Origin of the sequence: Streptomyces sp. NBC_00154 (assembly GCF_026342835.1) — a bacterium.
Lineage (GTDB): Bacteria > Actinomycetota > Actinomycetes > Streptomycetales > Streptomycetaceae > Streptomyces.
In genome coordinates this window covers 5,468,288-5,494,521 of sequence record NZ_JAPEMI010000001.1, presented here as the reverse complement: position 1 = coordinate 5,494,521, position 26,234 = coordinate 5,468,288, and the positions used below count along the sequence as shown (strand labels likewise).

Sequence of the window (26,234 nt, the reverse complement as noted above, 5' to 3'; positions counted from 1 at the left end):
TCCTCCGCCGTTCGACCCGCCCCCGCCTGCGCGAATGCCGGACTCCTCGGACCGCGGGGGCATGACTTTCGCCGACGAGGTGAGGAACGCCGTCACCGCACGGGCGGCGCTGCTGGTCGTCGGCGCAGGCACTGCAGCTGCTGTCCATCGCCTCCTGCGTCGGCGTGCCGGACGACACCGAGGGAGCGGCGACCGCCCCGGTGCTCTTCGCGTGAGCCACGGTGCAGATGAAAACCTCCTGGGGAGTGGCGCATCGATCACGCGTACGCAGACGGAAGGGCCGGACGCTCGCGCCGTACGAGCATCCGGCCCCGGGCCGTGACCGGTATCAGTCGGCCGGAGCGAGTGCGTAGCCCCACCACACACCGTGCTACCTGGCCAGTTGGATGTGCACATGCTTACCGTTGGACAAAGTGAGTTCGGCCTCGGCCGTACCGCCCTGCGGTGCCTCGATGCGCTGCAGGAATGAACGGCTGTCGCTCACCGGTCCGGCGTGTGCCATGACCGGGCCACCACCGGCCGCGGTGCGAGCGGGCGCAGGAAGTCCGAGGACTCCCTGGCCGCCGCCGCACCGTCGGGGTAACCGTCGGACAGCGCGTCGATGCCCTTCACGTCACCGTCTGCCAGACGCTGGACGAACACGGTCAGGAAGGTACGCATCTCCTTGGACGGGGACTCGCCCTTGTAGGTGACGCTCACCTTCGGCTCGGCTGCGACGGAGTACGGGGTGTCGTCCGTGCGGTGGAACCACCAGAAGGAGGTCGCGCACAGGACGACAAGGGCCGCTGCCACCCCGGTGAGGGTGGCGGCCCGCTTACCAACGCGGAGTGACATGGGCAATCCAGACTGAGCGGGGATGGTTGGGCCTTGGCCGCGTACGATCCCGCGGCCGCGCGCACCAGATCGGCGTCCACGGTCCGCCAGCCGTCCGCTGCGTCCTCGCCGGGCAGACGGATCGGGGCGGCGTGGTAGTCCACCGTCACGGTGCCGTCACCGTTCGCCCAGGTGGTGGTGGTTTCGGTCCGCTCGCTGACGGCCTCGACCTGGTGGCCGGACCGGGCTGCGGCTTGCTGTGCCTCGGCCAGACCGTCGACGGGCACGGTCGCGGGCGCGTGGTCGGTCGCGTTCCGCTCGGCCCGGACGGTGGCGGCAGATACTGTGGTGCCGATGAGACTCATAGCGCAGGCGGCTATGAGGGCAGCACGAAATCTTCGTTTGGTGAGCACGAAGCTCTTCCCCCCATGATGTCTATGCTCCCGCGGTCAGACGGGAGTTGGAATCTAACAGCCCCCTCTCATCCGAATCGCTGCCCGGAAGCACTCCACCTGGCCCGTTACGAAGTCGCCGGGTTGCAGATGGGTCGTTGTCACCTTCGGTGTTGCGTGCGCAGACCAACGGTCCGGACGGGCACAAGCAGAAGAACACCCTTGAGTGCGAGCACGCGTCGGTCGCCGTGATCGAGATCTCGCGTGCCCGCGCGCAGGAGGGGCCGGCCCTCTTCAGTACGGTGAGCTGAGCTCGAGCGGGCCGCGGTCGTCGACACGTCCGGATCGGTCGGTCACGCCGAACTGCGCAGTGCGCTCCTCGAAGTTGCCGCGGTCTCCCGTGCCGTGGGCGGCCGTCGCGACCTGGTCACCGTCCTCGCGTGCGACGCGGCGACCCGGGTCCCAGCGAGCCGGCGCCACCGGCCTCAAAGGTCGCCTTCGAGCCCTTCATCCGTCCCGGGTACTGTCCGCTTGTTCGAATCGAGCCCCGAGCCAGGGGCTGCACGCGGGAGGAGCGTCATGAGTGGTGCGGAATCGGTCGACAGTGTCCGGAAGCTGAGCAACGAAGAGGGCGGAGACCTCGCGGGCCGCTGGTGGAAATGGGCGCTGTCCGCCCCTGACGACCGCAGCCCGGTCGAGGACACAACAGGTGAGCACGCCGCCTGGAACCAGCCGGACGACCTCTGGTTCCTGGCCGGTACCTACGGCGGCCACGTGGTGCGGCGCTGCGCGATTCCCTCGGACCGGCCGGTCTTCTTCCCGGTGCTCAATATGCAGCACACCAGGTCGTACTCGAGGATCCCTCGGTCCATGACGGTGGCAGAGGCCACGGCGTCGCTCAACAGCATTCCGTTGCCGCTGCAGGAGTTCTCCGCACCGTTCAGGACGGGGCTGACCCAGCGCTACGCGTGGGGCATCTGGGGCAGCATCGCGCCGCTGACTCCCGGCCAGTACGTGCTGGAGATCAAGGCCAGGGCCGCGAACGGCTTCTGGGTCGACACGACCTACCACCTGGAGTCAACGGCCTCCTGATCAGGGCCGCTCTGCGAGCAGTCCGGCGCCGGCCTGGCGTTCTGCGGCATGCCCGGACTCGTTCGTCGGCCGGGTCCGGAATCGGACCCGGCCGACGAACAGGGGACGGCGCCCCGAGGACCGACCGATCAGCCGATCTCGGCCCCGAATGCCGCCAGCGCCTCGGGCACCGGCTGGAAGAACGTCTCGCCGCCCGAGGAGCAGTCGCCGCTGCCGCCGGAGGTCAGGCCGATCGCGGTGTCGCCCGCGAAGAGCGAGCCGCCGCTGTCGCCCGGCTCCGCGCAGACCGTCGTCTGGATGAGGCCTTCGACGATGTCGCCGTTGCCGTAGTTCACCGTGGCGTCCAGGCCGGTGACCTGGCCGTCGTGCACCTGGGTGGTGGAACCGCTGCGGGTCACCGTCATGCCGACGGTCGCCTCGCCCGCCTTGGTGATCGGCTGGGTGGAGCCGTTGTAGAGGTCGACCTCGCTGGGGTGCGGCGCGTCGGAGGTGTACTTCACCAGCCCGAAGTCGTTGCCCGGGAATTCGGATCCCGCGTTCGTACCGATCTCCGCGCCGCCCTGCGAGTCGGACCAACTGCTGATCGCCTCGGTGCAGTGTCCCGCGGTCAGGAAGTACGGCTCACCGTCCTTGACCACGTTGAAGCCGAGCGAACAGCGCCCGCCGTTGCCCCAGATCGCGTCGCCGCCCGCGATGAACGGCTTGAACTCCCCGGCGGTTTTCTTGAGTTCGGCCTTGCCGCCCAGCCCGTCGACGACCGCGCCGAGTCTGTCCCAGGCCGCACCGTCAACCGTACGGTCGGCAGTGACGACCACCTTGTTGCTGACCGGGTCGACGGCCCATGAGGTGCCGGGGATCGTGGCCTTGGCAGTGAGGGCCTGCCGGGCCGACGTCAGCTCGGCGAGCGAGTTCGTCACGACCCTGGCCCTGCCGCCCGCCTGCCGCACCTGCTCGGCGGCGGCCCGGTCGACCACGTTCACGATCAGGTTCTTCGACTTGGCGTCGTAGTACGAGCCGGCCGCGTCGCCGCCCAGATCCTGCCCGAGAGCGGTGGCGAGCTTTCCGGCCGCGTTCGCCGTCAGGGTCCGGGCGGTGAACTGCGGTACGTCGTCACTGGCGTTCGCACTCTGGAACGTGACTCCCGCTGCGACCAGGGCGACAACGGCCGATCCGGCCATCACCGCACGCTTCCTGGATATGCGCCGATGCTTCAACTTCGACCTCCTGTGGGGGCCGCACACAAACAAGTGGGGTGCCTGTGTACGGAGGATGGAGCCGCCCACTATTCCGACCGGGCCGATAGCACACAAGGTCGACTTCAGGACGCACACACGACACCACCGTTTCGCCGCGTCGTGTTCACTTACCCGATGCCACACCATGTCGGTTCCGTTTGCGAACACCGCGTGCAACCAGCCGGTCGGCAGCGGGTGAGGACTGGACCTGTCCGGTATTGGCCCCTGTGCGTCCGGTTCACGCCACCGCCGGACAGGCGCCCAGGGTTTACCTCAACAGGGGGCCTCTATAAGGCCACTGATGGGTAATCATCGAATCGTCAGGAAAAGCCGGGCACGCGGTGCCCGCACCGAGCTGAGGAGGCACGGAGTGCGCAGTCGGGTGCGCGCGGCGGACGGGCGGCATCTGCTGGTGGAACGTCTGGGGGATCCGCGGGGCAGACCGGTCTTTCTGCTGCACGGAACACCCGGCAGCCGGCTCGGTCCGGCTCCACGCGGCATGGTGCTGTACCAGCGCAAGACACAGCTGATCACCTACGACCGGCCCGGATACGGCGGCTCCGACCGGCTGCCGGGCCGCCGTGTCGCCGATGTCGTGGAGGACGTACGGGCCATCGCTGACCATATCGGGCTGGAGAAGTTCGCCGTGGTGGGCCGCTCCGGCGGCGCCTCGCACGCGCTGGCCTGCGCCGCGCTGATGCCCGAGCGGGTCACCCGTACCGCCGCACTGGTCGGGCTGGCCCCCTGGGGCGCGGACGGCCTCGACTGGTTCGACGGGATGGCCGCCTCCAATGTGCTGGCGTACTCCACGGCGGCGGCCGACCCGGACGGACTGGCGGAGTCGTTCATCTCCCGGTCCGCGGTGATCAGACAGAATCCGGTTCGGCTCATCGACGATCTGCGCCGGGAGCTGACGGATTCCGACCGGATGGTGGTGAACGACGCCGGGGTCCGCTCCATGCTGCTGAACAACTACCGTGAAGGACTGCGCACTTCGGCGTACGGCTGGATCGACGACGCGATCGCGTTCAGCCGCCCGTGGGGGTTCGACCCGGCGGACATCACGGGTCCGGTGCTGCTGTGGCACGGTGAGAAGGACGTGTTCTCACCGGTCGGTCACTCACGCTGGCTGGCTGAACGCATCCCGCACGCCACCGTCGTGCTGGAACCGGCGGCCGCGCACTTCGACGCGCTGCACGCGCTCCCCCGGATCCTCACCTGGCTGCTGGACACACCCGCCGAGTGAGAGGCGGGACCGGGAGACCGGGAGCGTCCGGCGGTGGCCGGACGCTCCCACGGCTCACACCGCGAGCGGCTCCAGTTCGCGCTGGAAGCGTTCCTCCTCCCGGGCGATCCGGGTCAGCGGATGGTCGTCACCGAGCTGCCGGGACAGTTCCTCGACGGTCTCCGACCTGACCCGCAGCGCCTCGTCCTTGCGTCCCAGCGCGTCGAGCGTCACCGCCATGTTCGACATCATCGCGAGGGTCTCCGGGTGGTGCGCCCCGAGCACGTCCCGGAGCTGTCCGGCCACCCGCCGTTCGGTCTCCAGCACAAGTTCGAGATCACCCCGTTCGGCCGTCGCGTTGGCCAGGTTCATCACACAGAACAGCGTGTTGGGGTGCTCGCGTCCGTACACCTCCCGCATCGTGGCGACCACCCGGGTCAGCACTCTCTCCGACTCCTCCGCCGCTCCGGCCCCCGAGTGGTAGACGCCGAGGTTGTTCAGAGCGGCCAGGGTGTACGGGTGCCTCTCCCCCGGCACCTTCATGTACTGGTCGACGACCTCCTGCGCAGCGTCCCTGGCCTCGGTCGCCTCGCCCGCCGCGAACAGGTCGGCCGCCATATTGAGGTCGCAGGCCAGCGATTCGGGGTTGGCCGAGGTGTATTTGGCCCGGTACCTGGCACGGGTGGCCACCGTGAGCCTGCGGGCATCCTCCAGTCTGCCCGCCCTGCGCAGTGACACCGCGAGGCTCTTCGCCGCGCTCAGCGTGCCGGGGAAGGCGCGCCCGAGGGTCGCCTTGTAGCTGTCGTATGTACGGCTGAGGATGGAGACGGAGTCCTCGTACCGTCCGACGTCACGCAGATCGCGGGCCAGGTTCATTGCGGAGGACAAGCTGTACGGATGCTCCGCGCCGAGCACCTCCACGCGCCGGTCGTACACGTCCTGGTCGATCTCGCGGGCCCTGGCGTACTGGCCGACGACCCGCAGGGTGAACGCCAGGTTGTTGGCCGCGGCCAGCGTCCTCGGGTGCGAATCGTGGAAGATCTGGCTGAATCCCTCGGTGGCCTCGGTCGCCAGCTCGATCGCCCTGGTGTACTCCCCCAGCGTGCCGAGGTCCGTCGCGAGGCTGCTGGTGCTCATATACGTGTGCGGGTGCTCGGGTCCCAGCATCTCCCGCTGCCGGCTGAGGGTGATCTCGTCGAGCTCCCTCGCCTCCACGTAACGGCCGCGCGAGCGGTAGATGTTGGAGAGGTGGAAGCAGAGGTAGAGGTACTGGATGTCCCGCTGCCCCAGCGTCTCCTTCCAGAGGGCGCGCAGCTCCTCGCAGAGGGTGGTGGCCGTCCTGAAGTCACCGCGCTTCCACAGATAGCGGACCCGGTCGATCAGGAGCCTGCGGGCTTCGGGCTCCTTGCAGTTGCGCGCGTCGGACGGGCCGAGGTGCGGCCAGATGGTGGCGAACTGCGGCCAGGTCGACGGGTTATCGATCGGCTCGTCGTCATCGGGCCGGGCGCCCGCCAGAATGCGATGCACGACATGCCGGGCATCCTGCTGCTCCTCCTCGCTGAGCTGCGCCCGGATGACGGCCTGCACCAGACGGTGCACCTGGATCGAGTTGGAGACCTGGTCCACCTTGGCGAGGGCGAACCGGCCGATCTCCCGGATGACCCGGCCCAGCACCAGCTTCTCCTGGAGCGAGGCGTCGTACGGCTTGAGCGCCTCGATCATCTCCTTGCTGTACAGGAGGTTCCCCGAGATCGGCTCTGGGGCGAAGAAGGCACAGAGCTGCAGCAGCCGCACCGCGGCCGGTGAACGCTCCTTGAGACGTTCGATGGAGATGTTCCAGGTCGCGGCGACCGGCTCCGGGTAGCCGGCGGGCTGGTTGAGCGCCAGGACCTCGGGGGCCTGCTGGGCCAGCTGCTCCAGATAGGTGTCGATCGGGGTGGCGGTCTCCGCAATCCAGGCGGCCGCCTGTTCGACGGCGAGCGGCAGGTCACCGACGGCGGTGGCCACCTGGGCGGCGTCCTCGTCGCTCAGCCCGGGGGCGCGGCGCTGGAGGTGCTCGATGGACTCCTCCCGCAGGAAGACATCGACGGGTAGCGCATCGCCGTGCTGGGACCATGCCTGGTTCCGGGAGGTGACCAGGATGTGGCCGGAGCCGCCCTGCGGGAAGTAGCGCCGCAGCCGTTCGGGGTCGTCCGCGTTGTCGAAGACCAGCAGCCAGCGGTCCGAGGGAACCCCGCGCCGCAGCAGATCGACGGCCTCCTGGGAGGCGGCCGCCATGTCATCGCCGCCCTGGGCGCCGAGGCGGACGGCGAGCTCGGCGAGCCCGGCCACCACGTCGTCGATCTGCTCGGACGATATCCACCACACCAGGTCGTAGTCGGCCATGAAGCGGTGCACGTACTCCAGGGCCACCTGGGTCTTGCCGACGCCGCCGAGCCCGTACAGGGTCTGCGGTTGGGGCAGTACGACGGCCATCCCGCCGCCGAGCTGGTCGCGCATCCGCTCCAGGACCAGCGAGCGGCCGGTGAAGCCGGGGTTGCGCGGGGGTGCGTTCCAGATCCTCGGGACGGTCCCGGGGAAGCGCGGTCCGGGCGAGACACCGTCGGTGAGCTGGACGGGCCGGTCCAGGGCGCGCAGCAGCGCGGTCGTGGCGTGCACCTCGTCGAGCCGGAAGAGGTCGACCGGGTTGCGGTCGATGTACGGCGCCGACAGCCGTACGTCACCGACCCTGAGCGGCAGCAACTGGCGCCGGGCGGCGCCGGGGTCATCGGCGACGGCCCGGTCCCAGAGGGTCACCGCACGCTGCGACTTGAGGTAGGCGCTGGAGAGCAGCACCACGGTACGGGTCGCGTTCTCGGCGACCGAGGACACCGGTTCCAGGGCCTCCCGCTCGGCGGACACGTCGCGCGGTACAACACGGAACCCGGCCCGGGTGAGGACTGATTCGATCCAGTCGGCCCACATCCGGTTCTCCGCCACATAACTGAGGAACAGGTCGGCGGGCAGCGCGGGCCTGCGCCGGGTGAACGCGTCGCGGATGCGCAGCCGTACCTCTTCGCCGACCGGCGGCATCGAGGTGATCTGCTGGTCGGTGATGACGGAGGTGAGCCGTTCGAAGGCGGAGAGCAGCGAGTTGGTGAGACCGGCCTCGTCGCCGAAGGTGGCCAGGGTCTCCTCGTAGGCATAGTAGGGACGGTACGGAATCTCCACCGCACCCCAGTAGGCGGTGAGTTCGTCGCCGGACAGATCGCGCGGCAGCCGGTCGAATTTCAGCCGGGCCAGCGCCCGTCCTGCGTCGGCCTTCTCCTTCTCGCCCTCGTCGATACGCATGGGGACGGGGAAGATCGAGATGGGGCGGCCGGTGTAGCGCTCGGAGATCTGCCGGGCGACGGAAGCGGCACCGTCGATGGACTGGTCGCTGAGGGTGAAGCAGTCGACGAGGACGTCGGGCAGATGAACGGTGCAGATGTCGGCGATGTCGCTGAGGCCGGTACGGCTGTCGATGAGGACGTAGTCGTAGTTGGCCTTCATGTCATCACGCAGGGCGTCGAAGAAGTGGCCGCCGCCGAGCCGGTCGTAGAAGTTGTCCCAGTCGAAGGTGGAGACGGTCGCGGAGTACTCGCGGTTCTGCCGTCCGGCGGAGACGAAGTCGAGCGTTCCGCCCTGTGGGAACTCCCAGCCGAGCGTCTCGGGCGTGAGGGAGACCGCGTGCGGCTGGATCCGGGCGTAGTCGCGGTGCCAGTCGTCGGCCCGCTGGACCGGGCTGGTCGCGGCCCAGGCGTACTCGGTGATCAGATCGATGACGCCGGTGGTGGCGCCGAGGGTCGAGGGGTCGAGGAACGGGTGGAAGAACCGGTGGAGTCCCGGCGCCTCCAGGTCCCAGTCGACGGCCAGTACCCGTTTGCCGTTGGCGGCGAGTATCCAGGCGGTGTTGGCCAGGGCCATGGTGCGCCCCGTACCGCCCTTGTACGAGTAGAAGGTGACGATGCGCCCGTCACGACTGGCCGTCATCCGTGTCCTCCGCATCCGTCGCAGGGTGGTGTGTCTCCGGTATGAAGTGCGTCTGTGCCATCGGCCCGGTCAGCCGGGTCCGTTCGGTGTGTCCGCCACCCGTCGCGGGTGGGTAGACCGCGGCATGTCTCAGGTACTGCTGGGCCGCCGCCTCGACCACCTGCGGCAGGACCTGGCCGAAAGCCTCCATGCTCGGTACGCCCCGGGCGGCGGCGCGGCAGTAGGCCCGACCCTGGCGCATCTTGGTCGGCATCGTCTGTTCGAGCTTCGCGGTCAGCTCGGCCTCGGCGGCTCTGCTCTGGGGGTCCTCGCGGTTCCACGGCACGACCATCGTCACCCACGGGCGATTCTCGGCGTCGAAGGCGGCGAGCCGCCGGCGCCGGTCCTCGTCCTGCAGGGCCCAGCGGTCGACGAGCAGGATCTCCGGTCTGCTGGGCGGCTGTTTGCCTTCCGGGGGCCCGGACTCCTCGTCGAAGGAGGCGATGGTGGCCTGGTAGTTGAGGGAGCGCACCAGGTCCTCGGCGACATAGGCCAGGGGCCGTGCCGAGGCGGGGTGGTAAGGGTTCCAGTCCTGCGGGTTGTCGCCGTAGTAGTCGACGCTGCGCCCTTCGGGGAGGTCGTGGCGGGTGGCCGCCGCAATAGTCACCTGCATGGGGCGGGGGCCGGTCACTCCGCTGCTCGGTGAGCCGAAGGCGCTGGGGGCGAGGCGGTAGTCGACGGGACGGCCGGTGCCGATCCGCATGGTGTCGGCGACGTTGACTATGCGTTTGGCGAGTTCGTACACCGCCCGCTCGTACTCCTCGGCGAAGAGTCTGAGCTTGATCAGCCCATACAGCCCGTCACTGACGTAACGGTCCCCGAAGTCGCGGTGGTTGAACTGTAACCGCTCGGCGGGGCCAGGCAGTTGGCTGGGCGGCACCGGCACCCACAGGGCCGGGACGATGGCCTCGGCGGGCTGGTTGTGGCGGGCCCGGTAGTGGATGGCTCGCTGGGCGAAGGCGTACCACTCCTTGCCGCACATCTCGCTGGCGAAGTAGCGGGGCGAGAACAGCGGGACAAACACCCGGCAGGTGGCGAGCACCTCGCCGAGCCGTTCCGACCAGCCCTCGCCGGAGCGTATCTCGCGGTCCATGAAGCCGGCGGGCGCGCCCGCGGGCAGGTCGGTCATGGCCATCACATGGCCACAGAGATCCTGGAAGAGCCGTTCGACCCACATATCGGGGTCCGTTCCACCGCCGTACCCCGGTGTATGTGCGTAACTCAAGAAGAAGTACGGCCGATGGTCCGCCGCTCGCTGCTGCGTTGTTGCGTGCACACGACCCCCGTCCTGTGTGAGCACCCGCACCCGAGGAGTGAAAAGAATGCGAGCGAATTCATCATTCCGGAGCGGACCTTGCTCCACCCCCATGGCGTTCGGTCATTCAACGCCCCTTTTCAGTCATCCGTGCCCGACGCCATCGATCGCGTCCTTGATCGAATTCGCTCGTGGGTCATCCCCTCCCGGTTGTCCCGTGTGTGTGCCGGAGTCCGGCCTGAACCGGAATCCTCGCCTCAGACCTCTTTTCTCATCAGGTCGAGCAGCTGCTTTCCGCTGACGGTGAGCTCGGCCGCGCGCTCCAGCGTTTCGATGGCCTGCGGTACGCCGTCGAGATAATGCGGCTCGAATGCCCCGAGCGCCACCCGTTCGTACGTTTCAGCCAGCAGCCGGGAAAACGGAACCAGTTCCTCCTGCCACGGCGTCCGATGTTCCCAGGCGCCGTCCGCCGCGTAAAGATCCGTGACATCGAGCAGCGCCCGGAGCTTGGCCCGGCGAAAGCCACGCAGCAGAGCGTGCGGCAACTGCTCGGCGCTGCCGTCCGGTCGGATGCCCAGCGCGCCGTACCCGTGCCGTCCCACCGAGGGCTCCCCCGGCGCCGGGCCGGTCAGTGGCGTCACCGTGGTCAGACTTTCGGCCATCTCCGCGGCGTGCCGCGGAGCGCGCTTCGCGATCTGTGCCCAGGCCCGGTCCAGTCCGGCGCCGAGGCGGTCGGCCTCGTCCTGCCGGAGCCGGGCGGCCGGGCGGGCTGGGAAGCAGTCGCGGTACGGGTCCAGGTCGTCGAGCACCCAACGGGGAGCCGAACCGGGCGCCGCACCGGGCGCGTCTCCGCCACCGAGCCGGCGTACCGGAAACCAGTCCCGACCGGCCGCCCCGTCCCGCACGATCCGCCGTTCGAAAGCACCCTGACGGCCGTCACTCGCGCGGCGCACCAGGAAGCCGTCGTCGGTGACGCGGACCTGGGCCGTGCCGTCCTGCGGCCCGTCGATCCGCAGCGAGCCGAGGCCGGGCAGGGCGAGCATGCCGTCCCGGTAGGCGACCGGTACGGTCAGATCGAGCCCGGCGCGGACCGCGGCGGCCGCGACGTACGACGACAGCCGCCACGCGACCCTCCCGGCGCCCGGCCTCTCCTCGTGCACGGCGGAGAGTGCGTCATGCAGCCAGCTGCGGGCGTAGGGGTGCGCGAGCGCCTCGTCCAGGCCTCGCGATCCGCCCTCGGAGCCTTCGACCGTCGACGCCAGCTCCCAGGCGGCCGCCCAGTGGTCGCCGCCGTGTCCGTCCAGGTCGCTGTGGAGCACGGCGAGCGCGGTGCGGGTGAGGTCCCGCTGTTCGGCGCCCAGCTCGGCGGGGTCCGCCACCGCGGCCGGTACGGCGGCGGCCGACGTCCGCTCCTCGATGCCGCGCACCAGCGCCTCGAGATCGTCGCAGTACACGGAAGGGTGGTCGAACGCCCGGGCGGGATCCACGGCATCCACCGACTTGTAGCGATGGGTGTACAGACCGCCGCCGCACGAACGCACGACGGGGCAGCTGCGGCAGGTCTCGCTGACGCCGTCCAGCCCGAGCTGCCGGGCGCGGACCCCGGGATGGGCCGCGACCTCGTCGAAGGCGTGCGTGAAGACGTCGAACCCGGTGGCCGCCGCGCCCTCGTAGGCGCTCTTGAGTGAGTCGACCTGCTCCAACTGGCCGTCAGTCTCGACGACGACGAGGTCGGTGGGGGCGAGCCCGAGGGACTCGGTGAGGCTGGGACCACCGCTCAGTGTGGACAGGACCGAGGAGAAGAGCCGCACAGGCACCGGGCGCCCCTGCTCCTGCCAGCGGTCGAATACCGCGAGGAGCCAGTCGGCGTAGGCGGTGCGCGAGCCGTCCGGGCGCGGCGGGGGCTCGTCCCAGGTGGCGTGCGGAAGAAGGAAGTCGATGAGCGGCGGATCGAGCTCGACAAGGGCGTCGAGTACCGCGCGCGGGTCGTTCTCGATGTCGATCGTGCACAGGAGACCGAGGTTCAGGTGGCGGTACCGCTCCTGACGGAGCAGCTCGACGGCCTTGAGGACCAGGGGGTGGCTGCTGCGTCCGTCGGCGAACCGGCGGTGCCGGTCGTTTGCTTCGCGGTCACCGTCGAGGGAGATGCCCACCTTGACGTCGTACTCGCTGAAGAGGTCGAGATAGCGGGGGCTGAGCTGCAGACCGTTGGTATGGATACGGAGGTCGAGCTCGGCGACGCCGTCGAAGGCGGCGGTGAGCTCTTCGCAGATGCGCCTCAGTCGCGCGGGCCCCGCCAGCAGAGGCTCCCCTCCGTGCAGGATCACTGACACGGAGGGCAGTGCATGTGTCTTGGCATGCTCAGCCAGGCGCTGAGCAGTCCGGAAGATGACTTCGTCAGAGAGAGTTTTCGGACGGGTACGCCAGCTCTGATCTGCATGTTCATAGACATAGCAATGGTCGCAGGCAAGATCGCACCTGCTGTGAACCTTGAGAACGATTTCGCGGAAAGGGACCAGGGGTCCAGTCATTCCACCAGTCTAGCCAGCCCGGAGGGGCGACTAGAGAGCCGAGTTGAAGGTCGATGCCTGGGTCGGGCGACCGGTGGACGCGGCAAACACCCGCCCGAGCTTGCTGGCGGCTTCCTTGCCACGCGCGTCGATCTCGGCGAGCGGCACACGGCTCTTCTTCGCAACGGCGAAGGAGAGGGAGAATTCAGAGTTTTTCACGGCCGTCCTTGAGGGGATTGTTCCGGACACGGAAACTGCACCGGCCAGCTGCACCATTGCAGTGTCCGGCGGCACGACTTTACTCTCATGGCCTCGGTTGGCAACTGAGGACGCCCTCTTGCAACGCGAGCGTCACGTGGGACCGCCCCGAACACAACGGAACCACCCATTCCGCCATATGAGTGAAGACAAAACCGCAGACGGGAGTGAAGATGACGGCGATTCCCGGACCACTGCAGAGCCTGGTCTTCCGGAACGCTGATCTACCGGCGCTCTTTCACCACACGGACGCCATCGCGATCGCACGGCAGCGGGAGGCGGTGAATACCACCCGCTGGCAGCTGATCCTGCTGGTCGCGGGCGCGATACCGGCAGCGCTTCCCTGGCACTGGGAGGTTGCTGACACGTTCCAACTGACCGACTCCGTCGGCGTGTTGGCCTACCTGGGTGTCCTGATCACGACCTACCTCTCATCCCGCCGCAAAGCAAAGTCGCATTGGCAATTAAACCGCTCCGCGGCAGAGTTCATCAAGTCGATGTGCTGGCGTTACTCGGTGCACGGTTCCCCTTTCGACACCGGCACCCAGCACCCCGAAGCAGTGTTCGCAAATCGTCTCGAAGAGGGACTGCAGGAGCTCCGGAAGGTGGGGTGGCCGGACCCCCGTGAGCGTATGACAGATTCGGGCGGACTCATCACGGATTCCATGCGCGAGTTACGGGACAAAGCGTTCACCGTACGCAAGGAGACATATGTACGGGATCGGCTGATCGAACAGCGCAGTTGGTACCGCCGCCGTCAGGAGGTGTCCCGGCGCGCCACCCTGGTCTGGTCGACCACGATCGCCGCGCTGACCGCCTTCGCTCTGGTCCTTGCCCTGTTGAGGATGTTCTCCGTCGGACAGTCCTTCGCCACGACCGGAGCGCTGTCCGCGGCTGCCGCGGCCTGTCTGGCATGGAGCGAGATGCGCCGCCACCATCCCCTGATCTCCGCCCATTCACTGGTGGAGAAGGATCTGGAGTCGATGCAGGTCGCGATGGAGACCACACTCACCGAACGGCAGTGGCCCCGGGCGGTTTTCGAGACCGAGCGCATCGTCTCCCCGCAGCACACCGACTGGCTCGCCCGACACCAGATGTGACGGAACCGTCCGTAGTGGCCCGCCCGTATACGAAGCGGTTCGCGACGACCGGTCAGGCGCGCTCGACTCCGTCGCGCCAGATCACCGTCACCGGGCGGCCGAGCGTCCGGGCGTACGTCACGATGTCGCCCGTGCCGCCGAAGCCGCGGGCCGGCCGGCCGTCCCACACCGCGAGCAGCCGGTCGCAGTGGTCGGCGATGTAGGCGCCCGCCGCGTAGTACGCCTCGTCGGTGGAGTGCGGGAAGTCCAGCCGGACCTCGCGGGCCGCGCGGCCCTTGAGGCTTCGGTAGCGGGCCAGTTCGGGCCCGTCGGCGAAGCAGGCCTCGTAGTCACCGCTGGGGATGACCACGGTCAGTTCCGCCCCGCAGGCGAGTGCCAGGTCGGCGAAGAGCTGGTCCGCTCCCACAGCCAGGCTGGAGAGGGCCTCCAGGGAGCCGTCGAAGCCGCAGAGCACCGCTCGTATCCCGGCCATCACATGGGCATGCGCTTCCTCGGGGATGCTGCGATGTCCGGTCACTCCGATGCGTTTCACGGACTGGAACCCCCTGGGGTGTCTGCCGGGGGTCCCGGAGGGCATCCCTCCGGAAGGCACAGCATCCGCCCCCGTTGCTCCTGCGCGACCATCCTTCCCCACATCCTCTCAAAAGCCGCGGGGTGAACGGGAGCCCCCGCCCGGAATTCGGGCGGGGGCTCTGGCGTTGCCGAACGCGGTTTCGAGAGGGTGCGTGGAGTGCCGGGCGTCAGTAGACGCTGACGCCGTATGCGCTGAGCGCCTCGGTGACCGGCTGGAAGAACGTCGTACCACCGGAGCTGCAGTTGCCGCTGCCGCCCGAGGTGAGTCCGATCGCCCTGGTGCCGGAGTAGAGCGGGCCACCCGAGTCGCCGGGCTCCGCACACACGTTTGTCTGGATCATGCCGTAGACGATGTCGCCGCCGCCGTAGTTGACCGTGGCGTTGAGAGCGGTGACGGTTCCGCTGTGGATGCCGGTGGTGGAGCCGCGGCGGGTGACGGACATACCGACCGTGGCGTTGGCCGCGCTGGTGATGTCCTGGCTGCCGACGGTGCCCGCATGGGCGACCGAGGCGTTGTCGTACCGCACGATGCCGTAGTCGTTGGTCGGGAAGCTCGATCCGACCGTCGGCCCGATGCTCGTGGAGTTCGACGAGTTGGTGTACCACGGCGGGTTGCCGTCGGTGCAGTGACCGGCGGTCAGGAAGTAGTAGGTGCTGCCGCTGCGGACGTTGAAGCCCAGCGAACAGCGCCAGCCGGGCGCGTAGATGGCGTCGCCGCCGGAGAGCAGCTTGTTGAAGGTGCCGGACGTGCGCTCGATCCGCAGTGCGCCGGCGTTGGCTCCGGCGGACTTCTTGATCTGCTTGATCTCGGCCTGGGAGACCGTACTGTCGACCGTGACCCGCAGGGTCTTGGTCGCCGGGTCGACGTTCCAGGCGGTTCCGGCTATGTCCGCGCCGAGCACGGCGTCGCTCGCGGCGGTGAGCTGGTTGGCGCTGAACGTCCCGGTGGAGTTGGCGTGGGCGCTGGGCACCGCGAGAGCGGCGACAGCGACAAGGCCTGCGGAGATCGCGACGACCCTGCTTCGTCTCGCCATGCCGCTGAGGGGGGTAGTGCGCTTGATCCTCACTTCTGATTCCTCCCAAGGGGAAACGGGGGTCCGCCCGTGGGGTGGTCGGACCCGTGAGGCGCAGTCGGGCGCACGGCCGTGGTCCGCATTCCGGATACGACGTGCCCCTGACAAGCGCTGCTCGGGAGTATTCAAGGCGTCAACTTCTGGCGCAAGAGGGCCTTTTGGCCTGAGGTCGTCGCCCTGCGCCTGCGGCAGGCCCCGGCAGCACGTGAGCTGCCGGGGCCCGCCCGGATGAAATACGAGGGTGTGTCGCCGGTACGTCAGCGGTACGTCAGTTGTCGATCCGGTTCCGCTCCCCCGCCTCGACGGCGACGGGAAGGGCGTTGCCGGGGGGCGGGAAGGGGCAGATGAAGTGGTCGGCGAAGGCGCACGGCGGCAGCACGGCGCGGTTGAGGTCGACCGTCACACCGCCGTCCTCGGCCGGCGCCGCGGGCCGCAGGAAGCGGAAGCGAAAGCTGCTCTTCCCGCTGGTGGCGTCGGCGAAGACCGCCCAGAGCGAGCCGTCCTGCTCGACCGTGACCTGGAGGGTGCGCTCCGTTCCGTCCACCTCGAAGGCGATCTCACCGCCGAGACCGAGTCCGCGCTCGACTCCGTCGGCGTTCCCGACCCGGACCGAGCGGGTGGTGTCGTACGGACGGAAGGTGCCCGTCAGCGCCCAGCGGGCGTCGTACGGCGTCGCCTCGATGGCCCGGAAGGTTTTTCGCGCCGCGGAGTCCGGGTCGAAGTCCCGTACCGCCCACAGCCCTTCACGGCTCAGCACAACCAGTCGCCGCTCGCCGTGTGCGACGCGGGAGGTTTCGATCGCACCGCCGTCCGCGGTGAGCCGCACCTCGCCGGTGAAGGGCTTCCCGTCGACGGTGAGCCCGTCCTCGGCCACGGCTGTGAGCACCACCTCGTCGCCGTCCTCCCGCCACTGCCCGGGGACGGCCGGAATTCGACCCTCCGGGTGGTCGGACAGCCAGTGCGTGCCGGTGAGGGAGAGCGGTCCGTGCGGTGCCGAGACCGTGGCGGTGCGCTCCTCGTGCCAGCGGATCCATTCCTGCTCCGCCTGTCCCACTTGTTGCGCCTGCTGCGTGTCCATGCTCATGCGATCAATCCTTCCCTACTGGATCGGCCAGCCCGAGATGGGACCGGAGAGTGAGACCGGTGTATTCGGAGCGGAAGGCTCCGCGTTCCTGGAGCAGCGGGACGACCCGGTCGACGAAGTCGTCGAGGCCGCCCGGGGTGAGATGCGGTACGAGGATGAAGCCGTCGGCCGCGTCGGTCGAGACGAACTCGACGAGCTCCGAGGCGACCGTCTCCGGGCTGCCGATGAACGACTGCCGCCCCGTCGTCTCGATGACCGTCTGCCGGATGGACAACCCCTTGGCCTCGGACAGCGCGCGCCAGCGAGCCGCGACGGCGAGCGGGTCACCGATCCTGACCCGGCCCTGGACCAGCCCGGAATCGGGGTCCGGGTCGATCTCGGGGAGCGGCCCGTCCGGATCGTACGAGGAGAGGTCGCGGCCCCAGACCTGTTCCAGGGCAAGGATCGCGTTCTGCGGGGAGATCTGCTGGCGGCGGATCTCGGCCGCCCGCTCCTGGGCCTCGGCGTCGCTGTCGCCGAGGACGAAGGTGACCCCGGGCATGATCTTCAGATCGTCGGGTTGCCGGCCGTACTTCGCCAGCCGCGCCTTGACGTCGGAGTAGAAGGTGCGGCCTGCCTCCAGGGTGCCGTGCCGGGTGAAGATGACGTCGGCGGCGGACGCGGCGAACTCTCGGCCCTCCGGGGAGTCCCCGGCCTGGATGACGACCGGGTGGCCCTGCGGGGAGCGCGGGACGGTGAACTCGCCCTCGATGGCGAAGTGCCGCCCCTGGTGACGGAAGGGGCGCGGGGTTCCGTCGGGGGTCCAGGTGTCCCACAGTTCGCGGGCCGTGGCGACGAACTCGGCGGCCCGGGTGTAGCGGTCGGCCCGGTCGAGATAGCCGCCGCGCCGGAAGTTCTCCCCGGTGAAGGCGTCGGAGGAGGTGACGACGTTCCAGGCGGCCCGGCCGTCGCTGAGGTGGTCGAGGGTGGCGAGCCGCCGGGCCAGTTCGTACGGCTCGTTGAAGGTCGCGTTGACGGTGGCGGCGAGACCGAGCCGGTCGGTGACGGCGGCCAGGGCGCTCAGCACCGTGAGGGACTCGGGTCGGCCGACCACGTCCAGATCGTGGATCCGCCCGTTGTGCTCGCGCAGCCGGAGCCCCTCCGCGAGGAAGAAGAAGTCGAACCTGCCGCGTTCCGCCGTGCGGGCGAGGTGCTCGAAGGAGGAGAAGTCGATCTGGCTCTTCGAGCGGGGGTCGGTCCAGACGGTGGTGTTGTTCACGCCGGGGAAATGGGCGGCCAGATGCATCTGCTTCCGCGTCGGTGCGGTCATGCTCGTCCCTCCGCAAGGGCGTATCGGTTCGCCGGGCGCGCCAGTCCCAGGTGCTCGCGGAGCGTGCCTCCCGGGTAGAAGGTGCGGAACAGGCTGCGGTGCTGAAGCAGGGCGACGGTTCCGTTGACGATCCGTTCGAGATCGCGCTCCGGTGTGATGGGCGTGAGGTGGAAGCCGTCGACGGCTCCGGCCCGGTGCCACTGGGCGATCAGTTCGGCGAGGTCGACCGGGCCGCCCCGGTAGTACGAGCCCCCGGCGGCGAGCGGCGGTCCGCTCTCCAGACCGGGTTCCGGCGCGGTCTCGGCGTCCCCGAGATCGACGGTGAGCGCCACCAGCACCCGCAGGGTGTCGGGGTCGCGGCCGTACGCCGCGGCGCGGCGCCGTACGTCCGCCCGGATGCCCGCGGCCTGCTCGGGCCCGGTGGCCCGTACGAGTACGACATCGGCGTGGCGCGCCGCTGCCTCCTGGCTCGGTCCTCCCGTCCCGTCGATCACGGTGACCGGGTGGCCCTGCGGTGGCCTGGGCACGATGGCCGGTCCGCGGACGGTGAACGTCGCGCCCTCGAAGTCGACGTAGTGCAGCTTGTCCCGGTCGACGAAGCGGCCGGTGGCGACATCCCGGATCTCCGCGTCGTCCTCCCAGCTGTCCCACAGCCGGGCGCCGACATCGGCGGTCTCGCCCGCCTCGCGCCACAGCTCGGCGGCGGGCGCGGCGGACCGCCGGCCGAACAGCCGGGCCTCGGCCTCGGTCGTCGACACCTCGGCGCTCCAGCCCGCCCGGCCGCGGCTCACCCAGTCCAGGGTGGCCACGGCGGACGAGACATGGAACGGCTCGGTGTGGGTGGTGGTGACGGTCGGCACCAGCCCGATCCTGCGGGTGGCGGGCGCGACCCGGGAGAGCACGGCGAGCGCGTCGAGCCCGGGGCGGGCGAACGAGTCGCCGAGGGTCACGAAGTCGAGTGTCCCGCGCTCGGCGAGCCGGGCGAGCTCGACGTAGTTCCGGGCGTCGTAGCGGGGCGGGCCGCCGATCTCGGCGGCCAGGTGAAGAGCGGTGGTGGCAGACATTGCTGTGCGTACCTCTCGGGCTCAGTTCTTGGGCTTGGGAAGGCCGGGCGGGTTGATCTCGGACTTCTCGACGGCCTCGTTGGAGAGCCCCCAGCGCCCCAGCACCTTGGCGTACGAGCCGTCTTCGATGATGTGGTCGATGGCGGCCGCGTACGCCTCGACCAGGCCGCTGTCCCTCTTCGTGGTGGCGGCGATCTTCCCCTGGAGGCCGTCGCCGCCGCCCGACAGCGTGCCGACGACCTCGGACTGGCCCGCCGACGCCACGTGGTAGTTCACCGACGGGCTGGGGCCGAGATAGCCGTCGATCCGGCCGGACTGCAGGGCCAGGTAGTAGTCGGTGTCCTTCTGGAAGTACTTGATGTCCACCGGCTTGCGCCCGGCCTTGACGTTCTGCTCGCTCCAGTCGACGAGGATCTTCTCCTGGTTGGTGCCGGACGCGACGGCGACGGTCTTCCCCGCCACGTCCTTGGGGCCCTTCACCTTCCAGCCGGAGCCCTTCTTGGCCTCGAAGGCGATGTTGTCGAGCCGGTAGGTCGCGAAGTCGTACTTCTCCTTGCGTTCCTCGGTGACTGTGACGTTCGACAGGACGCCGTCGAACTTGGAGCTGTCGAGGCCGACGAAGAGGTTCTCCCAGGAGACCTCCTCGAACTCGGGCTTCAACCCGAGCGTGTCGGCGATCAGGGTCGCTATGTCGATCTCGGAGCCGATCCGGGTCTTGTCGTCGGTGGCGTAGAAGCCGAGCGGGGGCGAGGCGTCGGCGCTCGCGCCCAGCCGCAGCGTGCCGCGTTCGCGGACGGCTGCCGGCACCTTCGCCGCGATGGCGTCGACCTTCTTCTCCCGGATCCGGTGCTGGTCGGGCCCGATGTTGATGCCGGTGCCCCGCTGTCCCTTCGGGTTGATCTCGTCGGTGGCGGCGTCGCTCGTACCGCAGGCCGTGAGGAGTCCGGCGGCGGTGAGGGTGGCGAGCGTGGCGGCGAGGGTACGGCGGACGGACACGTGGGCGCTCCTTGCAGACGGTGCGGAAGAGCTGGAAAGGGTGGAAGGGGACATCGGGGTCACAGGACCTTGGAGAGGAAGGCGCGGGTGCGCGGATGTTCCGGACGGTCGAGTACGTCGGCGGGGGCGCCCTGCTCGACGATCCGTCCCTCGTCCATGAAGACGACGGTGTCGGCGACCTCGCGAGCGAAGCCGATCTCGTGCGTGACGACGATCATCGTGGTGCCGCCGTGCGCCAAGTCCTTGATGACATCGAGGACTTCGCCGACCAGTTCGGGGTCGAGCGCCGAGGTCGGCTCGTCGAAGAGCAGCAGCTTCGGTTCGAGAGCGAGCGCGCGGGCGATGGCGACGCGTTGCTGTTGCCCGCCGGAGAGCTGCTTCGGGTACGCCCCCGCCTTGTCGGCGAGTCCGACCCGGGCGAGGAGCTTCCCGGCGGCGGCGACCGCATCCTTGCGGGGGCGGCGCAGGGCGGAGACCGGCGCCTCGATGATGTTCTCCAGGACCGTGAGGTGCGGGAAGAGATTGAAGTTCTGGAAGACGAAGCCGATCCGGGTGCGCTGGCGCAGGACCTCACGCTCGCGGAGCTCGTACAGTTTGTTGCCGTCCCTGCGGTAGCCGACCAGGGTGCCGTCGACACTGATCCAGCCGTTGTCGACCTTCTCCAGGTGGTTGATGGTGCGCAGCAGGGTGGACTTGCCGGACCCGGAAGGGCCGAGGACGACGGTCACCTCTCCGGCGCGTACGGACAGATCGATGCCGCGCAGGACTTCGAGGGTGCCGAAGCTCTTGTGCACGGCGCGGATCTCGACCATGGCGTCCGGGACGGCATCCGTGGAATCGGTCGTGGTGGCGCTCATCGCGCGGCCCCCTTGGCGTAGTGACGTTCGACGTAGTACTGGAGGACGGAGAGCACGGTGGTCAGGAGGATGTACCAGACGGTGGCCACCATCAGCAGCGGTACGACCCTGCCGTTGCGTCCGTAGACGACCTGGACCTGGTAGAAGAGTTCGCCGATCGCCATCACGGAGACGATCGAGGTGCCCTTGAAGAGCGAGATGATCTCGTTGGCGGCGTTCGGCAGGATGGAACGCATCGCCTGCGGCAGTACGATCCGCCACAGCTGCCGGTGCCGGGGGATCCCGAGCGCGGCGGCCGCCTCCAACTGGCCGCTGTCCACGGCGAGTACGCCGCCGCGGACGATCTCCGCCGCGTAGGCCGCCTGGTGCAGTGCGAGCCCGAGGACGGCCGCGCTCATCGCGCCGACGAGGTTCATCGTGTCGAAGGAGAAGAAGCCGGGCCCGAACGGGATGCCGAACTGCAACTCCTTGTAGAGGTAGGCGAGGTTGAACCAGAAGAGCAGCTGGACGATGAGCGGTATGGAGCGGAACGCCCAGATATACGCGTAGGCGACCGCGCCGAGGAACGGGCTGGCCGACAGCCGCATGAAGGCGAGCACGATGCCGAGCGCGAAGCCGAGCACCGTTCCGTAGAAGGTCAGTTGGAGGGTGATCCAGACGGCTTTGAGGATGGTCTCGGCGGTGAAGAAGCGGGCGAAGACGTCCCACTCCCAGCCGGGGTTGGTCACCAGACCGTGCAGGAACTGGGCGAGCAGGACGGCGGTGGCGACGACGGCGGCCCAGCGCCAGGGGTGGCGCACGGGGACGACGGTGAGCGCGCCGTAGTCGATGGCGGAGGCGTCATCGGCCCGTGGACCGGTCGCTTTGTCGAGAGGTGGATCGCTGGTGAGCGACATGAGGATTCCTTGGGATACGAGCCATGGGACTAAGGGGTACGGAGGGGGGACGGCACCGCGGTCAGGCGCTGAGGCGGCCGCTGCCGTCCGTTCCGTCGCTGCGGTCGCCGCCGTCGCTACAGAGCAGGTCGCGGAGGAACGCCAGAACCGTCCGTGCGGTGGCGTCGTTCTGCCGGAACGCCGGGCCGCCGGTGCGCGGCCGGGTGAAGGCGCCGCTCACCCGTGCGGTGGTGTGCGGGCCGAGGGCGAAGCGCCGGGGGTGCGGGCGGCCGTCACGGCCCAGGATCCGGCCGTCGTCGGGGTCGACGGAGAGCAGCCCGGTGTCGGTGGCGGCGGCTCCGTCCTCGTACAGCGCCTGAAGGATCGGGCTGCGGGTGCGCTCCAGTGACGGATCCGGCAGCCGGGCCTCGACCAGTGCGCGGGCCTCGATCCACTCCCCCGGCACGGTGGCGCTGCCGGCCCGGAAGATGCCCCGTTCCTCGTCCGCCTCGACGGTCATCCCCGCGCCGAGGAAGCGGACGACCCCGGCCCTGGAGAGCGCGAGCAGCTGGTGCAGCCGTGGTCCCGGCGGGCCGGACGCGAGGTAGCTGAAGAATCCGTGCCACCAGCTGCCGATGTCACCGAACCGCATCAACTGCCCGTAGACGGAGAGCAGTCCGAGGAAGACCGCGAGGTCCTCGCTGTGGGCGGGGTCGTGCCGGCGGTCGAGGTCGGCGGTGATGTAGGCGCGCAGCCCGACCTGGAGTGCGTCGTACGACGGGTGGCGCACGCCGTCCAGCGGGTGGTCGAGCGCTTCGAGGTCGAGCCGGTCGGCGGGGTCGGGGACGGCGGCGACGACGAGGGCACGCAGTTCCTGGCTGCCCGGTTCGGCGGCCGCGTACTTCTCCTCGAAGACCTGCCGGTCGACGGTCGTGCGCTCGGCGTGCACGGTGAAGAGCCGGTGGTAGTGGGCGTATCCGAGCTCCTTGTCGACAAGTGGCCACACATCGCGCCGGAAGTCGAGCGGGCCGGGCCGGCTCAGGAGCTCTTCGGTCCGGTCCGGGCCCAGGAAGCGCGGCAGCGGCGGCCGTTCGCCCTGCCAGCCGTAGCCGATCTTGGAGTGGTACGGGACACCGCGCCGCGATCCGATGTGCAGCACGGGCTCCTTCCCGGAAGGCAGGTACTCGCCGTTCTCGTACCGTCCGCCGCGTCCCTCGGTCAGCAGCACCATCAGATCGATGAAGGCGAGCCCGAAGCCCCGGACGATGACCGGTTCACCGGCGGGCAGGGCGGTCAGGTCGCTGTCGGCGGTGAAGTCGGGTGGCAGGTGGACCAACCCGTGCCGGTCCGCGAACTCGGTCAACTCGACGTGTTCCGGGGCGGGTTCGGCATCGAGGTGACCGATGGTGAGCACGACGAGGTCGGCGGTCAGCGGTTCGTCGCGGCCCTCCAGCCAGACGTGCTGACGGCCGTCGCGCTGCCCGGTGACGCGCAGGGCGTGCCCACGGTGCCGATGCACGGTGATGCCCGCCGGAAGTGCGGCCACCGCCTGCTCGTACACCCATGCCAGATAGGCGCTCTGCAGCCGTCTGCTCGGGAAGTCCTGGCCTCCCAATGCCATTATCTGGGCAAGGAGTTCCGGTTCGACCTCCAGGGTGACCCGGCCGTCGCGGATGTCGGCCGCCCAGGTGTGCAATGCGGGCCCCGGACGTATCGGCCCCTCCTGCTGGACCGTGTCGTCGGTGAACATGGTGACGTCCTCGGCCATGGAGTTCATCCAGAGCAACGGGGACTGGTCGTGCCGCCAGATCCGGCCGCCGCCGGGCGGGTGCGGGTCGACGAGATGGATGTCCAGCCGCCGGCCCTCGTACAGCTCGGGGGCGTTGGCGGCGATGCGCTCGATGAGGCCGGTGCCGCGCGGCCCGGCGCCGACGATGACGAGAGCCGGTCCGACGCTCACCGGGCACCCGCCGTGCCACGGGCGTAGTGCCGTTCGATGTAGTGCTGGCCGACGCTGAGCAGCGAGGTGACCACCACGTACCAGAGAGTGGCGACAAGCAGCAGCGGGATCACCTGGTAGGTGCGGTGGTACACGAGCTGCACCGAGTAGAGCAGGTCCTGCACGGCGATGATGCTGACGATCGAGGTGCCCTTGAGCGTGCCGATCAGCATGTTCCCGGCGGGCGGGACGATGGAGCGCATCGCCTGCGGCAGCACGATCCGGCGGAACCGGCGCCAGGCGCCGAGGCCCAGCGACTGTGCGGCCTCGATCTGCCCGCGCTCGACGGACAGGATGCCGCCGCGGACCACTTCGGCCGCGTACGCGGCCTCGTGCAGGGTGAGGCCGATGACGGCGACCGTGACGGGCCCGAGGAGGTTCACCGTACGGACACCGAGGATCTCCGGGTAGAGCGCGCCGATGTTGAACCAGAAGAGCAGCTGGACCAGGATCGGGGTGGATCTGAAGAGCCAGACGTAGCCCCAACTGACCGCCTGGAGAACGCGGTTGGTGGAGAGTCTGAGAACGGCCAGCAGTGTGCCGAGGGCGAAGCCGAGCGCCATGACGAGGGCGGTGAGCCAGAGGGTGAGGCCGAGGCCTCGCAGGACGGAGGCGGTGGTGAAGTAGTCGCCGACGACGTCCCACTGGAAGGCGTCGTTGCGGATGACGGAGTTCAGCGCCAGGGCGAGTAGCAGCAGGACCACAACGGCCGCTGCCCACTGACCTGTTCGGCGCGCAGGGACGATGCGCAGGTGGTCGGCGTCGTTGTCCTTGCCGCTGTTCTCGGAGAGCGGGGCCGGGCGTGATTGAGGAAAGGCATCTGTCTGCGCAGACATGCGAAGGCTCCGTGGATGCAGAGATCGAACACGGGACGTGCCTTCACGGAAAACACAACGCGGACCGGGCCCCTCAGCGCGATCCGCTTCCGAGGTAAGCGCTGTTCACAACATATTGTGGCTCTCCTGTCGCTTCCGTGGGTAGGTTCATGCAGCTTGACGCCCTGGTAGGTGGGGTCGGTGGCCGCCGAGGCTGAGCATGGTCAGTGCGATGAGCGCTGCGGGGTCCTTGAAGCCGAAGGCCATGCGGGTGATCAGGCGGATCTTGGTGTTCATGCTCTCCACGATCCCGTTGCTCATGGAGTGCTCGGCTGCCGCCGTGATGGCGTCCCAGTGCTTGACGATGGCCCGTTGCAGCTTGACGAAGGGCTCCAGTCGGGAGCGGCGGGCCCAAGACACCCAGTCGAGGAGGGCCTCGGGGGTGTCGGGGCCGGATTTCAACGCCAGGCGAAGGCCCTCCTTGAGCAGGTATGCGCGGTGCAGGACGGGGTGGGCTTTCGCGATGAACTCCAGTTGCGCGCGCTGGTGTTCGGTGAGGTCCTCAGGGCGTTTCCACAGGGCCCAGCGGGCCTTCTTCAGTGACTTCGAGCCCGGGGTGGCGCGGCCCTTGCCGCCGCGCTCGGCGTTCCAGACCTCGCGGCGCACGGTGTCCAGGGCGTCGGTGGCCCACTGCACGACGTGGAACGGGTCCATCACCCGCACCGCCTGCGGGCAGCGCTCGGCGACTACCTTCGCGATCCAGTCGGCGGCATCCGCGGACACGTGGGTGATCTTCGCGGAGCGTTCAGGTCCGAGCAGGTCGAAGAAGGACCGCAGTGTCTCCTTGTCCCGGCCGGCCGCCGCCCACACGAGCCGGCCGCTGTCGTGGTCGACCACCACGGTCAGGTACTTGTGGTGCCGCTTGTAGGAGATCTCGTCGATGCCGATCCGGGTAAGGCCCGCGAGCAGGTCCACGCGCTGTTCGACGTCCGACCACACGCGGGCGCAGATGCCGCCGACCGTGCGCCAGCCGATCCTCAGCAGTTGGACCACCGTGGTCTTCGAGCAGTGCGTGGCCAGCCAGGCCACCGTGTCGTCGAAGGCCAGGGTGTGCCCGGCACCGTGGCGGGCCCAGGGCACGTGGGCGACGACCACACCGTGCTCGGGACAGGACACCCGCGGCGCGTCGGCCTCGATGAACGCCCGGACCACCCCCAGGTCCAGGGCACGCCAGCGCCGGCGGCCCTCGCCGTTGTCGAACCGGGCGCACCGGCGACCGCAGACCCCGCACCGCTGCCGCCGCCTCTTCGCCGGGCGGGCATGGGCCACGATCACCACATCCCAGGGGCCCGCCTCCGCGCCGTTGCCCTCCTCGGCCTCGACCGACGCGACCACCGTGTGTTCGACTCCGAGCAGCCGAGTCCATATGCTTGCAGATCGCACGCCGTATCCAGGTTCTTCCGTTTCGTACTGTCGCAAGTCGAAACGTAGCCGGGCTACGGCGTGTTCTGCGTATCAGCCCTGGTCAGCGACCCACGGAAGCGACAGGAGAGCCCATATTGTCAAGCCTGTCCACACTGTGAGTCATACGTCTCAGGTCAGTTGACGGACCAGTGGATCGCCTGTTCCACTTGAGCCATGTATTCGCAGCAGTGGCTG

Annotated in this window: 21 protein-coding genes; 4 read left to right on the top strand and 17 right to left on the bottom strand. The window is 69.1% G+C overall.

Translation table 11 applies throughout. From position 1 onward, the window contains the following. Positions 1–480: 480 nt before the first annotated feature. Positions 481–834, bottom strand: coding sequence for a hypothetical protein (locus OHA03_RS24650; RefSeq protein ID WP_267005959.1), 354 nt, complete (start codon positions 832–834; stop codon positions 481–483). 544 nt (positions 835–1,378) lie between these two features. On the opposite strand from OHA03_RS24650, the gene OHA03_RS24645 reads away from it, so the two are divergent. Both OHA03_RS24645 and OHA03_RS24640 read left to right on the top strand, forming a co-directional pair. After that, positions 1,379–1,516 carry a hypothetical protein gene (locus tag OHA03_RS24645; protein ID WP_267005958.1) on the top strand — a complete coding sequence of 46 codons (138 nt, stop codon included), beginning with the start codon at positions 1,379–1,381 and terminating at the stop codon, positions 1,514–1,516. Between the two features lie 268 nt (positions 1,517–1,784). After that, on the top strand, positions 1,785–2,297 hold the full coding sequence (locus OHA03_RS24640) for a hypothetical protein (protein WP_267005957.1): 513 nt from the start codon (positions 1,785–1,787) through the stop codon (positions 2,295–2,297). A 128-nt stretch (positions 2,298–2,425) separates the two neighbouring features. Here OHA03_RS24640 and OHA03_RS24635 read toward each other — a convergent pair whose 3' ends face one another. Beyond that, positions 2,426–3,511 (bottom strand): S1 family peptidase, encoded by a 1,086-nt coding sequence (locus OHA03_RS24635; RefSeq protein ID WP_267005956.1) that lies wholly within the window; start codon positions 3,509–3,511, stop codon positions 2,426–2,428. A 391-nt stretch (positions 3,512–3,902) separates the two neighbouring features. Here OHA03_RS24635 and OHA03_RS24630 point away from each other — a divergent pair, with 391 nt between their 5' ends. Then, the gene (locus tag OHA03_RS24630; protein WP_030918025.1) at positions 3,903–4,778 is read left to right on the top strand and encodes an alpha/beta fold hydrolase; all 876 of its coding nucleotides are present in this window, start codon (positions 3,903–3,905) and stop codon (positions 4,776–4,778) included. A 54-nt stretch (positions 4,779–4,832) separates the two neighbouring features. On the opposite strand, the gene fxsT is transcribed toward OHA03_RS24630, so the two are convergent. The 4 genes from fxsT to fxsA all read right to left on the bottom strand — a co-directional run bounded on the left by fxsT (position 4,833) and on the right by fxsA (position 12,791). Further along, positions 4,833–8,768, bottom strand: coding sequence for an FxSxx-COOH system tetratricopeptide repeat protein (gene fxsT / locus OHA03_RS24625; RefSeq protein ID WP_267005955.1), 3,936 nt, complete (start codon positions 8,766–8,768; stop codon positions 4,833–4,835). Continuing rightward, positions 8,752–10,107, bottom strand: a complete 1,356-nt coding sequence (gene fsxC / locus OHA03_RS24620; RefSeq protein WP_267008147.1) for an FxsC protein — start codon at positions 10,105–10,107, stop codon at positions 8,752–8,754. The genes fxsT and fsxC overlap by 17 nt, the downstream gene beginning before the upstream one ends. A gap of 212 nt (positions 10,108–10,319) precedes the next feature. Further along, positions 10,320–12,593 carry a radical SAM/SPASM protein FxsB, inactivated metallohydrolase extension form gene (fxsB, locus tag OHA03_RS24615; protein ID WP_267005954.1) on the bottom strand — a complete coding sequence of 758 codons (2,274 nt, stop codon included), beginning with the start codon at positions 12,591–12,593 and terminating at the stop codon, positions 10,320–10,322. Positions 12,594–12,623: 30 nt separating this feature from the next. Then, positions 12,624–12,791 carry an FxSxx-COOH cyclophane-containing RiPP peptide gene (fxsA, locus tag OHA03_RS24610; RefSeq protein ID WP_267005953.1) on the bottom strand — a complete coding sequence of 56 codons (168 nt, stop codon included), beginning with the start codon at positions 12,789–12,791 and terminating at the stop codon, positions 12,624–12,626. 212 nt (positions 12,792–13,003) lie between these two features. Here fxsA and OHA03_RS24605 point away from each other — a divergent pair, with 212 nt between their 5' ends. Then, a complete protein-coding gene (locus OHA03_RS24605; protein WP_267005952.1) occupies positions 13,004–13,930 on the top strand; it encodes a DUF4231 domain-containing protein in 927 nt (308 codons plus the stop codon). Between the two features lie 52 nt (positions 13,931–13,982). Here the strand turns inward: OHA03_RS24605 and OHA03_RS24600 are convergent, their stop codons facing one another. The 11 genes from OHA03_RS24600 to OHA03_RS24550 all read right to left on the bottom strand — a co-directional run bounded on the left by OHA03_RS24600 (position 13,983) and on the right by OHA03_RS24550 (position 26,018). Continuing rightward, the gene (locus OHA03_RS24600) at positions 13,983–14,462 is read right to left on the bottom strand and encodes a hypothetical protein (protein WP_030977230.1); all 480 of its coding nucleotides are present in this window, start codon (positions 14,460–14,462) and stop codon (positions 13,983–13,985) included. 208 nt (positions 14,463–14,670) lie between these two features. Then, positions 14,671–15,570 carry a S1 family peptidase gene (locus tag OHA03_RS24595; protein ID WP_267005951.1) on the bottom strand — a complete coding sequence of 300 codons (900 nt, stop codon included), beginning with the start codon at positions 15,568–15,570 and terminating at the stop codon, positions 14,671–14,673. A gap of 274 nt (positions 15,571–15,844) precedes the next feature. After that, positions 15,845–16,660 (bottom strand): DUF1684 domain-containing protein, encoded by an 816-nt coding sequence (locus tag OHA03_RS24590; RefSeq protein ID WP_267005950.1) that lies wholly within the window; start codon positions 16,658–16,660, stop codon positions 15,845–15,847. 4 nt (positions 16,661–16,664) lie between these two features. Continuing rightward, the gene (locus OHA03_RS24585) at positions 16,665–17,969 is read right to left on the bottom strand and encodes an NtaA/DmoA family FMN-dependent monooxygenase (RefSeq protein WP_267005949.1); all 1,305 of its coding nucleotides are present in this window, start codon (positions 17,967–17,969) and stop codon (positions 16,665–16,667) included. Beyond that, positions 17,966–19,033: an LLM class flavin-dependent oxidoreductase gene (locus OHA03_RS24580; protein ID WP_267005948.1), complete on the bottom strand. Its 1,068-nt coding sequence runs from the start codon at positions 19,031–19,033 to the stop codon at positions 17,966–17,968. The genes OHA03_RS24585 and OHA03_RS24580 overlap by 4 nt, the downstream gene beginning before the upstream one ends. 21 nt (positions 19,034–19,054) lie before the next feature. Next, positions 19,055–20,029: an ABC transporter substrate-binding protein gene (locus OHA03_RS24575; RefSeq protein WP_267005947.1), complete on the bottom strand. Its 975-nt coding sequence runs from the start codon at positions 20,027–20,029 to the stop codon at positions 19,055–19,057. Between the two features lie 59 nt (positions 20,030–20,088). Next, positions 20,089–20,841 carry an amino acid ABC transporter ATP-binding protein gene (locus OHA03_RS24570; RefSeq protein WP_267008146.1) on the bottom strand — a complete coding sequence of 251 codons (753 nt, stop codon included), beginning with the start codon at positions 20,839–20,841 and terminating at the stop codon, positions 20,089–20,091. A 41-nt stretch (positions 20,842–20,882) separates the two neighbouring features. After that, entirely contained in the window at positions 20,883–21,782 is a 900-nt protein-coding gene (locus OHA03_RS24565) for an amino acid ABC transporter permease (RefSeq protein WP_267005946.1), read from the bottom strand. 61 nt (positions 21,783–21,843) lie between these two features. Continuing rightward, entirely contained in the window at positions 21,844–23,721 is a 1,878-nt protein-coding gene (locus OHA03_RS24560) for an FAD/NAD(P)-binding domain-containing protein (protein WP_267005945.1), read from the bottom strand. Then, entirely contained in the window at positions 23,718–24,596 is an 879-nt protein-coding gene (locus OHA03_RS24555; RefSeq protein WP_267005944.1) for an amino acid ABC transporter permease, read from the bottom strand. Before OHA03_RS24555 ends, OHA03_RS24560 begins: the two co-directional genes overlap by 4 nt. Positions 24,597–24,743: 147 nt before the next feature. Then, the gene (locus OHA03_RS24550; RefSeq protein ID WP_267005943.1) at positions 24,744–26,018 is read right to left on the bottom strand and encodes an ISL3 family transposase; all 1,275 of its coding nucleotides are present in this window, start codon (positions 26,016–26,018) and stop codon (positions 24,744–24,746) included. Positions 26,019–26,234: the final 216 nt, after the last annotated feature.